Below are 12,566 nucleotides of genomic sequence, written 5' to 3'. Positions count from 1 at the left end.
ATTCAAGGAGACAACAACATGATCGACAACTTTTCTGGCAAAACCGCCGTACTCACCGGCGCAGGTTCGGGCTTTGGCCTTGAATGCGCGCGCATTGGTGCTCGCCTGGGCATGAACCTCGTGCTGGTGGACGTGCAGCAAGACGCGCTGGACGCCGCCACGGCCGAGATGCAAGCCGCCGGTGCCCAGGTGCTGGCCCGCAAGGTCGATGTATCGAACGCCGCCCAGATGGAGCAGCTGGCCGCGGACGTGGAGCAGCGTTTTGGCGCGCCGCACCTTGTATTCAACAACGCAGGCGTGGGCGCGGGCGGGCTGGTGTGGGAAAGCTCGGTGAAAGACTGGGAATGGGTGCTGGGCGTGAACGTCATGGGCGTGGTGCACGGCGTGCGCCTGTTCACCCCCATGATGCTGGCTGCCGCCAAAAAAGACCCGGCCTGGCGCGGCCACATCGTCAACACCGCCAGCATGGCGGGCCTGCTGGCGGCGCCCAACATGGGCATCTACAACGTGAGCAAGCACGCAGTGGTCAGCCTGTCGGAGACGCTGTACCAGGACTTGGCGCTCGTCACCGACCAGGTCAGCGCCAGCGTGTTGTGCCCCTTCTTTGTGCCCACCGGCATCAGCCAGAGCCACCGCAACCGCCCGGGCGAGCTGCCGGCCGACAAGCCCACCAAGAGCCAGCTCATCGGCCAGGCCATGAGCGACAAGGCCGTGGGCAGTGGCAAGGTCACCGCTGCCGAGGTGGCGCAGAAAGTGTTCGACGCCGCGGCGCAAGGCCAGTTCTACATCTACAGCCACCCCAAGGCCATTGCCTCCGTGCAGACGCGCATGGAAGACATCATGCTGATGCGCAACCCCACCGACCCGTTTGCCGCCAAGCCTGAGTTGGGTGCGCAGCTGCGCACCGCGCTGCGGGCGGATTGATGGCGTTGATCGGTTAGTGTGGCAAAAATATGAGTAAAAATGGCCTCTAGCGCTTATCCAGTAAGCGCTGATAGCTATTAAAAGAGTAGTAAATGGTGTCTCTTGCCGCATCTGCTCACCCCGTGCCGGGCAGCGCTTGGGGCCATGGCCATGCGCTCTTCGACACGGCCATCGGCACCTGCGGCATCGCCTGGGGGCCGGGCGGCATTGTGGCGGTGCAGTTGCCCGAGGCGGATGCCCAAGCCACCCAGGCGCGTTTGCTGCGCGGCCTTTCTCCGTGTTGCGCCGGTTCTGCAGAGTCACCGCCCGCCGTGCGCAGCGCCATCGAAGGCATCCAGGCGCTGCTCACCGGGCAGCCACGCGACCTGTGCGAGGTGCCACTCGACATGTCTGGCATCTCACCGTTTCACCAGCAGGTCTATGCCATTGCCCGGGCCATACCGCCGGGCAGCACGCGCACCTATGGCGAGGTGGCCGAGCAGATCGGCAGCAAGGGGCTGTCGCGTGCGGTAGGCCAGGCACTGGGGCTGAACCCCTTTGCGCCGGTGGTGCCATGCCATCGTGTGCTGGCGGCGGGCGACAAGCCCGGTGGCTTCTCGGCCGGTGGGGGCGCGCTGACCAAGCTGCGATTGCTTCAGATCGAAGGCGCTTGTCCAGGTGGGACATTGCCGCTTTTTTAGGTAGGCCAAAGGCCCGAAACGGCACGGCGCGTGTAGGCCAAATACCCCGTGTCCCCATGTGTTCGGCAGCGCACAGACCCAGTGTGTTGGCGCCTTGTACAAGAACCTCAGAGCGTTGCTGCCACGCAGCCGCGCAGTTCATTCGTACAAGGAGGTTTTCATGTCCCATTCATCCACTTTCTGCTCTGCGTGGGACACCTCTTGCGCAGGGCAACCTGCGGACATGTCCCTCGTAGAGCTGTCCACCCTGGGTGACCACCTGACCCATTGCGGCGCGCAGCGTGGGCCGTTGGATTCGGTGCTGGCGGGAGCCGCTTTTCTGCAGTCGGTGGTGGCCACGCATGTGGTGACCGCAGCGCTTGGCATCACGCTGCTGGTGGGGGCTGTATCGCTGGTCGGTTAGGCGTGGCGCGCCAGGGGTTGCGCACGCAGTGGCCCTGGGTAGAACCCGCCATCGACCGCATGCTGGACCCGCTGCGGGCAGAAGTGTTTGGTATTGCGCGTTTTGAGGAGCATGGCCGCCACCTGGGGGCATCGCACGAGGCTGGCAAGGCGCCCTTTGGCCGCACCACGTTCTACCCCCGGCTGCAGAGCAACATCCGCGCGCTGCGGGGGGCGTACCGCTACATCTTCGACGCATCGCACGATGAGCACGCCGTCAGCCCCGCGGCGGAATGGCTGTTTGACAACTTTCACCTCATCGAAAGCCAGCTCAAGGAGATCCGCGCCGGGTTGCCGCCGCGGTATTACCGTTCGTTACCGGTGTTGCAGCACGCGCCGCTGGAAGGGCTGCCCCGTGTCTACGGCGTGGCCTGGTCGTTTGTGGCGCACACCGACAGTGCGTTTGACGAGTCGCTACTGGTTCACTTTCTCGATGCTTACCAAGGCACGCGCGAACTGACGCAGGGGGAGCTGTGGGCGTTGCCCACCACCTTGCGGGCGGTGCTGATCGAAAACCTGCGCCGTCTGGCAGAGCGCCTGGCCAGCCACAAGGCGGCCCAAGAGCTGGCCAGCCAATGTGCCACCCACTACAAGGACCTGACCATGGAGGCGCTGGACGCTGCCGGGTCGGCCATGGCACAGCGCGGTGTGGCCCCCGTCTTTCTGGTGCACTTGGCGCAGGCGCTGGCGGGGCGGCGTTCGCTGGGGGGGCATGCTCAAGAGGTATTTCCTGCGCTGCGCTGGCTGGACACGGCGGTGCCGGACCTGGTGGCGCTGCAAACCCGTCAACAAATCGACCAGGCAGCCGACCAGCTGAGCATAGGCAACGCCGTGACCGCACTGCGGTTGATTGGCGCGGCCGACTGGGCGGACATCATTGCCCAGACCAGCCTGGTGCTGCGCGTGATGCTGCAGTCACCCGTGTTCGCAGCCGAAGACGAATCCACCCGCAACACCACGCTGCACGGCATAGAACGCTTGTCCGCGCGCAGTGGCTGTGGCGAGGCCGCCGTGGCCAAGGCGCTGCTGGCCCTGATGACGGGCGCCACCGGGCCTGCCGCACTGGCGGGCTACTGGCTGCAGGGGGCAGGGTGTGCGCAACTGGAGCAGGTGCTGGGCGCGCGCCGCCACACCACCGATGCGGTGGCGTTGTGGCGCTCAGCCGCCGCGCTGTCGCGCGTGCCGGTGTATCTGGGGGCGTTGTTGCTGGGCACCCTGGTTTTGCTGGTGGGTTTGATGGTCTCACCCGAACTGTGGGGGTCGTCCGGTTGGCACTACGCAGACGCATTGCATTGGGCTGGCGCTTTTCTGGTCGCCGCCTTGCTGGTGCTGCCGCTGTCTGAAATTGTGGTGGCTGTGGTCAACCGGCTGATTGGCGAGTCGGTCAAGCCCACCTACATGCCGCGTTACTTGCTCCCCGCAGGCATTCCGGCTTCTGCCCGCACGGTGGTGGTGATCCCCGCCATGCTGAGCAGCCAGGGCGCCATCGCCCGGCTGGTGCACCGCCTGCATCTGCATTACCTGGCCAACCCCGAGCCGCACGCGCAGTTTGCGTTGCTGACCGATGGGGTCGATGCCCACACGGCCGAATTGCCCGAAGACGCTGCGCTGCTGGCCCATGCGCAGGGCCTGATGCGGGCCTTGAACGCGCAGTACCCAGCCGTGTTCGGAAGCCCACAGCGCTTTGTGCTGTTGCACCGCCCGCGCACTTTCAGCGCCACCCAGCAGCAGTGGATTGGCTGGGAGCGAAAACGGGGCAAGCTGGAACAACTGGTGGCCGCGCTGGCAACGGGTGCGTCCGATGTGTTCGCCAACCTGGGCAGCTTGTCGCGGCTGGCGCCGCACACCCGGTATGTGCTCACACTGGACAGCGACACCCAGTTGCCCCCGGGCCGCCTGCGCAGCCTGGTGGGCGTGGCCGAACACCCCGAGAACCAGCCCCGGCTGGATGCCTCCGGGCAGCGGGTGGTGCAGGGATACGGCATTTTGCAGCCGCGCGTGCTGGCGCCGTTGCCCGTGCACGCCACCACGTCGCTGTGGCAGTGGTTGTTTGCAGGCCAGCAGGGGCTGGACCCCTACAGCGCCATGACGTCCGACGTCTACCAGGACTTTTTTGCCGAAGGCAGCTTTACCGGCAAGGGCCTGCTGCATGTGGCCACCGTGCACGCCGTGCTGGGCGGGCGGCTGCCGGAAGGCCAGGTACTCAGCCATGACCTGCTGGAAGGCGCGCTGGCACGCTGCGCCGTGGTGAGCGACGTGACGCTGGTGGAGGCCGAACCCGAACACAGCGACACCGCGGCATCCCGCCTGCACCGCTGGACGCGGGGGGACTGGCAGCTGTGGCCGTTTTTGCGAAACGCTCACCGCTGGGGCATTGGCCCGATCCACCGCTGGAAGCTGCTGGACAACCTGCGCCGTTCGCTGGTGGCGCCCGCGTCGTTGCTGCTCACGGTGCTGTCGTTCATGGGCGTGGGGCTGCCGCTCAAGACCACCTTGGCGGTGGTGGTGGCCGCCTATGCGGCCGCACCGCTGATGGGGGCGCTGGCAGGCTGGGTGCCCAGCCGCTGGGGGCAGGTGGGTGTGCGGTTTGTGCACGAGGCCTCGGTAGACCTGTTGCGCGCGCTGGCAGCGGGTGTGTGGCACCTGGCGCTGCTGCCGCAGCAGGCCTGGTTGCTGGGCGATGCGGTGGTGCGCACCGTGCACCGGCAACGGGTGAGTCGCCGACGTCTGCTGGAATGGACCACCGCCGAGGCCGCGCAGAACGCCCTGAGCACGGGGCTGCTGGCCACGCTGCGGCGGCATTTGTTTGCACCGGTGTTTGCCATGGGCTGTGCGGTGGCGCTTTGGGGCCTGAGTCTGAACCAGGGCGCAGGCTCCGATGGCCTGCTCACCGCGGCCTTGCCGGTGTTGGTGCTCTGGGCCCTGGCCCCGTTGCTGGTGTGGTGCGCGAACATCGCCCGGCCCGTGCCCAGCGCACAGCCGCTGACAACGGAAGACCGCCTGCTGCTGGAAGGTGTGGCACGCGACACGTGGAGGTTGTTCGAGCGCAGTGTGGACGCGCAAAACCACCACCTGCCACCCGACAACCTGCAAACCGTGCCCTACGAGATGCTGGCGCGCCGCACCTCGCCCACCAACATCGGACTGTATTTGCTCAGCACCATCTGCGCGCGGCAGTTTGGCTGGATCGGGACACAAGAACTGCTCGACCGCCTGGAGGCCACGTTGGCCACCTTGCACACCATGGAGCGGCACCGTGGGCATTTTTTGAACTGGTACGACACCGAGACAGCGCTGCCGCTGCACCCACGTTATGTGTCTACGGTGGACAGTGGCAACCTCTGTGCGCATTTGGTGGCAGTGGCGCAGGCGTGCAGTGTTCTGGCCCTCCACCCGCTCGACCCGCAGGCGGGTGCCACGGCCCGTCGAGCGTCGCTGGCCAGGCTGCAACCGCGCTTGCGTGCGCTGCCGCGTGTCGGGGTGGACATGGCGCGCCAGGTCGCACTCAGCCGCTTGCTGGGCATACATTCGGCCACGGATTTGGCCACCGGCGAGCCGCTGCCCGGTACGACAGCCTTCCGTACTTTGCTAAGCCAAGCGCAGGAGGAACTGCGCCTGCTGGCTGTACCCCGCCATCCGGCCATCGTCCACTCCCATCCGACAGAACACGACGAACTGCTGTGGTTGCTGGCCGACCACCTGGCCACGCTGCATTCGGCCGACCGGGACGCAACGGCAGTGCAACTGGGGGGTGCAGAAGCAGCGAGCAAACGCCTAGTGGCCTTGGCAGAGGCGTTGGATGCCCTGGCCTGGCAGGCGGACTTCCGGTTTTTGTACCACCCCAAGCGGCACCTTCTGCACATTGGTTACCGGCTGGAGGACCAACAGCTCGACACCTCGTTTTACGACCTGCTGGCGTCTGAGTCGCGCACCACCAGCCTGTTTGCCATGGCCAAGGGCGATGTTCCGATGCGGCACTGGGCCGCGTTGGGTAGGCCGTTTTTTGCCAATGGTTTTCACGCGGTGCTCCGGTCCTGGTCGGGCTCGATGTTCGAGTACCTCATGCCGACCCTGGTGATGGCAGAACCGCACCACAGTGCGCTGAGCGAAGCGGGGCGGTCCGCCCTGCGCGAGCACGAAACCTTTGTGCAGCGCACGGCATTGGACATGGGGCTGGGCGGCAGCATTCCCTGGGGCATTTCTGAGTGTGCCTATGCGGGGCGGGATCACACGCTGGCCTACCAGTACGCCCCGCAGGGCGTGCCGCGCCTGGCACTGCGCCGCGCGCCCGTGGGCGAGCTGGTGATCGCGCCCTATGCCACTGCGTTGGCCACACAGGTTGACGTGGGCGCGGCCTGCGCCAACTTTCGCGCGCTGACCACGCTGTCGGCGCGTGGGCGCTATGGTTTTTATGAGGCGCTGGACTTTACGCCCGAGCGCCAGACCCATGGCGAAAAACACACGCTGGTCAGCACCTACATGGCACACCACCAGGGCATGACCATTGTGGCGCTGGCCAACGTGCTGCTGGGCGGAATAGCGCAGCGCTGGGGTGTGGCGCATGCCCGCATCGAGGCCATGCTGCCGTTGCTGCAAGAACGCGCCCCGCGCGAGTTGCCTGCGCTGCTGGTCACGCCGCCACGCCTGCCGCTGCACACGCGCCAGAAAAAGACGCCCGACCACGTGCGCCCCGTGGTGCCCGGCGCCCAGGCGCTGGAGCCCACGCACCTGCTCAGCAACGGGCGCTACAGCGTCACCCTGCGCGCCAACGGCGCGGGTTGGAGCCGCTGGCACCAGACGGGCATCAGCCGCTGGCGCGACGATGCCCTGCGCGATGCGCAGGGCAGTTTTTTGTATGTGCGGCAGTCGGGCTCCAGCGTGCCAGCCTCCATCACCAGCCACCCGGCGCCCGACGAGCGTGCGGTGTACCACAGCATTTTTCACACCGACCGCGTGTGTTTCGACGCGCTGTGGCCCGGGCTCAAGGCGCACACCACGGTGTGGGTCAGCCCCGAAGACGACATCGAGCTGCGCAAGGTGGTGGTGAGCAATCTGGGCGACGCGGTGATCGAGCTGGAGCTGATCTCCGCCCTGGACGTCACGCTGGCCACTCATGCCGCCGATGAAGCGCACCCTGCGTTTTCCAACCTGTTTGTCAAAGCCGAATGGCTGCCCGCCCAACAGGCGCTGCGGTTTGTGCGCACGCCGCGCCTGCAGACCGAAACCACGCTGCAGGCCGCCCATTTTGTGGCCGACGTTGAGGGCCATGTGCTGGGTCTGCGTTGCCAGACGGACCGGCAGCTTTGGCTGGGGCGCAACCACACGCCCGCCCAGCCGTTGGCCCTGCTCAGCCGGGTGCCTGAGGTGCCGTCCACCCTGGACACCGGGCTGGACCCGGTGGCCGCCCTGGGCGTGATGCTGCGCATAGCACCCGGCGCCCAGGCCTGTGTGACGTTTGCCACGGCGGCCTCGCAAGACCCCGCCACGCTGGAAGCGATCATCGACAAATACCGGCAACGCACCTATGTCGAACGGGCTTCGGCCATGTCGGCCACGCTGGCCAGCATTCAGTGGGCATCGCACCGGCCGCACCGCGACTATCTGCCCGCATTGCAGGCGCTGACCACCGCGCTGGTGCTGACACTGCCCAAGATGGAGGGGCAGGGTGTTGGCATGGTGGCCCTGCAAGCGGCCCCACACCGGGTGTGCGACCGGCGCGTGTTGTGGCCGCTGGGCATCTCGGGCGACCGGCCGCTGGTACTGGTCATGGCGGGGTCGCCCCAGGGCATGGGCCTGCTGCGCACCATGGCCCAGGCGCTGCGTGAATGGGCCCATGGTGGCGTGGCGTGTGACATGGTGGTGCTCAGCAGCGAATCGCACTCGTACCACATGCCGCTGCAGCGCGAGCTGACCTTGCTGCGCGAGCACCACGACGCCGATCTGCTGACCCGCACGGGGCCCGCGGTGACCAGCTTGCGGGTGCTGCGCATGGACGAGCTGTCCGTCAACCAGTTGAGTACGTTGGCAAGCCTGGCGCGCATCACGCTCCATGCGGATGGGCACCCCTTGATGCACCAGATCAAGGCATGGATCGCGGAGCAAGGCGCATCCACGGCAACCGCCTGGCGCGGCGGCGCCACGGACGAAGTACCCACCCACCAGAGCAGCACCCGTGTGCTGGCACCCGAGGGCAGCTTTGCACCGGTGACCGCAACGTTCGGCTTTGATGTGGGAACCGGGTTGCGCCCGCCCCGGCCCTGGGTGAACGTGCTGGCCAACCCCCACCTGGGCACGCAGTTGTCCGAAACCGGCGCAGGCAACACCTGGGCGCTGAACAGTCGGCTCAACCAGCTCACCGCGTGGTCCAACGACCCCGTGGCCGACCCGCCCGCCGAATGGCTGCTGCTGCAGGACCGCCGCACGCGCGAGGTGTGGAGCCTCGCGCCATCGGCCTGGGGTGCTGGTGATGTCATCTACCACGTGGCGCATGCGCAGGGCACCACCACCATCAGCCACCGCCGGGGCGCGCTGGACGTGGTGGTGCGCTGGTGTGTGGATCCGGTCACCGCGGTCAAACAGGTGCATGTCCAGGCCCGCAACCTGGGGGGGCGGCGCGCGCACCTGCGTCTGGTCGGCATGGTGGAGTGGATGATGGGCGAAAAACGCGGTGACCGTGCCACGCTGGCCACCGCACCCTGTTTTGCGCCGCAGCCTGATGGCAGGTTGCAGGGCCTGTTGTGCACGCAGACCGAAGAGGCTGCAGGGTTTGGCGGGGGCACGGCTTTCTTTTGCGAATCATCGGCCGGGCCGGGCGCGGATGAACGGGTCAATGAAAGCCTGGACTGGACTTGCGACCGCCGCGAATTCTTTGACGCCTGGGGTGACCTGGTACTGCCCCTGCAGATGGGGCAGCGCAGCGGGTTTGGGCTGGACCCGTGCGCGGCCTTGTCGCGCATGGTGACGCTGCGTGCGGGTGCGTCGTTTGAGCATGTGTACCTGATGGGCTACGCAGCCAATGAGAGCGCAGCGCGCAAGCTGGTGGGGAGCGCTCTAGCGGTGGCGGCGACCGCGCGCGCAGCGGCCTCGATAGCGCACTGGAATGCGCTGCTGGGCGCTACGCATGTTGTCACCCCCGATCCGCTGTTTGATGCCATGGTCAACCGCTGGTTGCTGTACCAGACCGTGGCGTCGCGCCTGTATGCCAAGGCGGGCTTTTACCAGGCGGGGGGGGCCACGGGTTACCGCGATCAACTGCAGGACACCATGGCCCTCAGTTGGGCGCAACCTGGCGCCTTGCGGGCGCAGATCGTGCTGTGCGCATCGCGCCAGTTCGAGGCGGGGGACGTACAGCACTGGTGGCACAGCCCGGGCGGTGCGGGCGTGCGCACGCATTTTTCAGACGACCTGCTGTGGCTGCCGTTTGCCTGCGCGCACTACCTGCAGCGCACGGCAGACAGCGCGCTATTGAACGAGCAGGTGCCTTTTCTCGAAGGATCGGCCATTCCAGAGGGCGCAGAAGATATCTACGAGACACCCCACGCCAGCACCACCACCGCCAGCGTGTACGAACATGCCGCTCGCGCCATTGACCACAGCCTGCGCGTGGGGGACCATGGCCTGCCGCTGATGGGCGGCGGCGACTGGAACGACGGCATGAACCGCGTGGGCGATGGCGGACGCGGCGAGTCGGTGTGGCTGGCGTGGTTCCTGTGCGCCATCGCCACCGACTGGATTGCGCTGGCCCGCCAACGGGGCGACCTGGCCCGGGTGGAGCGCTGGCACACGGCGTTGACCGGCTGGCGCGCCGCCCTCGACACCCAGGCGTGGGATGGTGACTGGTTCAAGCGCGCCTACTTTGACGACGGCACGCCGCTGGGGACACACACCCGGGATGAGGGCCGTATCGACCTGATCGCCCAGGCCTGGTCGGTGCTCTCGGGCGCGGCCAGTGTGGAGCAACAGCACCATGCGATGGCTGCGGTCGAGGCACACCTTGTGGACCACGACTCCGGGCTCATCCAGTTGCTGGCGCCCCCTTTGCGCCATGCCGAACCCAGTGCGGGCTATATCCAGGCGTATCCACCGGGCGTGCGCGAGAACGGCGGGCAATATGCCCACGGCGGTGTCTGGGCACTGATGGCCGCGGCCGCATTGGCGGTGCAGGCATCGCCAGAGATGGGAGACATTGATGGTGCTGACAGCGAAGGGGCCGGTGATGTGCCTTACCGGTACTTCACGTACCTGAGCCCGGCGCACCGTGCACGGCACCCCGTGTGGGGCCCCTTGTATGGGGTGGAGCCTTATGTGATGGCGGCAGACATCTACAGCCAACCGCCGTATGTAGGGCGCGGTGGCTGGAGCTGGTACACGGGGGCTGCGGGTTGGCTGCACCGGGCGGCCGTGGAGTCGATCATGGGCTTGCAAATGAGCGCCCACGATCTGTTTTTTATCCCGTGCCTCCCCTCCCATTGGCCGGGTGCAGAAATCTGCCTGCTGCGGGCGGGCGTCACTTTGCGCTTCGTTCTGGTGCGCATGACCGCCGCACAGGAGGCCGGCCGCCATCTGCCCGATTCCGTACCCTCCGGCGCCCGATGGCTGTCAGTGGGGCAGCGGCTGCGCTGGGTGGAGGAGAAAACCAATGCGTGTTTTGTGATCCCGCTGCATCCCACGGATGATTTTTCAGTGCCGCTCGCTGAAAACGTGTTGGAAGGGGTGGTTAGGTAAAAGCAGTTATGTGCGATACCGTACAGACCGACCCGCCGTTGCGTTGGCACACTGGGCGCCACGCGCAATGCGGCGGCACTGTCAGCGAGTGCTCGCCGCCTGACCCAAGGTACCGCCATCAAAAAGACCGCCACCCCTCTGCAGAATCAGCTACTGGCTGCGTTGCCCGACTCCGAATTCCAGCGCTGGCTGCCTCAGCTGGAGCCGGTGGACCTGCCGCTGGGGCAGGTGCTGTACGAGTCGGGCGCGGCCATGCCCTTTGTGTACTTTCCGACCGATGCCATCGTGTCACTGCTCTATGTGCTGGAAGACGGGGCCTCGGCCGAGATCGCGGTGGTCGGATTTGAGGGGCTGGTGGGCATCTCCATCTTCATGGGCGGAGGCTCTACCCCCAGCCGGGCGGTGGTGCAAAGCGCTGGGTCGGGGTTCCGCATGCGCGCTGATGTGATGAAGGCAGAGTTTGAGCGCTCGGGGCCTGTGGTGCATTTGTTGCTGCGCTACACGCAGGCGCTGATCACCCAGATGGCGCAGACCGCTGTGTGCAACCGCCACCATTCTCTGGACCAGCAACTGTGCCGCTGGCTGCTGCTCAGCCTGGACAGGCTGCAGAGCAATCAGCTGGTGATGACCCAGGAGCTGATCGCCAACATGCTGGGCGTGCGCCGCGAGGGCGTGACCGAGGCGGCCCTCAAGTTGCAAAAAGCAGGGCTCATCAGCTACGCGCGCGGGCACATCAACGTGAAAGACCGGACCGGGCTGGAAGCGCGCACCTGTGAGTGCTACGACGTCGTGAAAAAAGAGTACGAGCGGCTGCTGCCCAAACGCACCGCGAGTTAGTCGAGTTAGGCGAGTTAGGCGAGTTAGGCGAGTTAGGCGAGTTGGCTGTGGGGTGGCGGCCATGGGCTGCCTGCAGTCCTTCCGTTGGGCTTGTGTGCGCTGGCAGACAGTCAAGGTGCAGCGCCATGCCCACACTGGGCACAGACTTGTTCCGCCCCAGCGCCGGTGCAGTCGCCATGACACTGCTTCTTTGAGTGGTGCTGGTCGACCAGTGAAACGCCCCGATGCCCCGTCCTGAAAACAAAATCATCCATTTGTTACCGCCTGCTGCGCGCAGGCAGTTTTTGGATCACTGCGAGCCCTTTGAGCTGATCCTGTCGGCTGAACTGAGCGCACGGGGTGAGCCACTGGCGCACGCGCACTTCCCCAATGAAGGTTTCTTGTCGCTGGTGGTCGATGTAGACACCCATCCGCCCCTCGAAGTGGGCATGTTGGGGGTCGAGTCCATGCTGGGTTCCGAACTGATTCTGGGAACGGCGGCCACGCCCTGGCGAGCGCTGGTGCAAGGCGCTGGCTCCAGCTGGCGCATCAGTGCCGCAGCGTTGCGCGCGCAGAGCGATGCCCTGCCTGCGCTGAAGACCTTGCTGCAAGCCTCCCTGCTGGTGCGGTTGCACCAGCAGACCCTGGCCTCGGCGTGCCAGCGCTACCACGCCATTGCGCCGCGCCTGGCGCGCTGGTTGTTGATGAGCGAAGACCGTTCGCGCACCAAGAGCTTTCACGTCACCCAAGAGTTCATGGCCTTGATGCTGGGCGTGCGCCGCGTGGGCGTGACGGAAGCGGCCAGCCATTTTCAGGACAGTGGCCTCATTGCCTACCACCGCGGCGAACTGACGGTGCTCGACCGGGCGGCATTGGAGGCGCAGGCCTGCAGCTGTTATGTCGCCGACAAAACCATCTACAGCCGCTTGATGAAAGCCCGCAGCTGAGCGGCTTGCTGCGAGCCTTGGCGGAGCCGTTGAA

The 12,566-nt window shown here is 66.3% G+C and carries 6 protein-coding genes; all 6 read left to right on the top strand.

Annotated features, from left to right (window positions below):
• Positions 1 to 18 precede the first annotated feature (18 nt).
• Entirely contained in the window at positions 19 to 924 is a 906-nt protein-coding gene (locus ACK41V_RS05955; RefSeq protein WP_409779194.1) for an SDR family oxidoreductase, read from the top strand.
• A gap of 92 nt (positions 925 to 1,016) precedes the next feature.
• On the top strand, positions 1,017 to 1,604 hold the full coding sequence (locus ACK41V_RS05950) for a methylated-DNA--[protein]-cysteine S-methyltransferase (protein ID WP_409779191.1): 588 nt from the start codon (positions 1,017 to 1,019) through the stop codon (positions 1,602 to 1,604).
• A 160-nt stretch (positions 1,605 to 1,764) separates the two neighbouring features.
• Positions 1,765 to 2,007 (top strand): hypothetical protein, encoded by a 243-nt coding sequence (locus tag ACK41V_RS05945; RefSeq protein ID WP_409779188.1) that lies wholly within the window; start codon positions 1,765 to 1,767, stop codon positions 2,005 to 2,007.
• 59 nt (positions 2,008 to 2,066) lie between these two features.
• Positions 2,067 to 10,769 carry a GH36-type glycosyl hydrolase domain-containing protein gene (locus tag ACK41V_RS05940; RefSeq protein WP_409779338.1) on the top strand — a complete coding sequence of 2,901 codons (8,703 nt, stop codon included), beginning with the start codon at positions 2,067 to 2,069 and terminating at the stop codon, positions 10,767 to 10,769.
• Positions 10,770 to 10,931: 162 nt separating this feature from the next.
• Positions 10,932 to 11,606, top strand: coding sequence for a Crp/Fnr family transcriptional regulator (locus ACK41V_RS05935; protein WP_409779185.1), 675 nt, complete (start codon positions 10,932 to 10,934; stop codon positions 11,604 to 11,606).
• Between the two features lie 224 nt (positions 11,607 to 11,830).
• A complete protein-coding gene (locus ACK41V_RS05930; RefSeq protein WP_409779182.1) occupies positions 11,831 to 12,532 on the top strand; it encodes a Crp/Fnr family transcriptional regulator in 702 nt (233 codons plus the stop codon).
• The last annotated feature ends 34 nt before the right edge of the window (positions 12,533 to 12,566 follow it).

Origin of the sequence: Acidovorax sp. (assembly GCF_046291265.1) — a bacterium.
Lineage (GTDB): Bacteria > Pseudomonadota > Gammaproteobacteria > Burkholderiales > Burkholderiaceae_C > Acidovorax.
The sequence above is the reverse complement of the archived record's forward strand: the minus strand, read 5'-3'. Positions and strand labels throughout refer to the sequence as shown.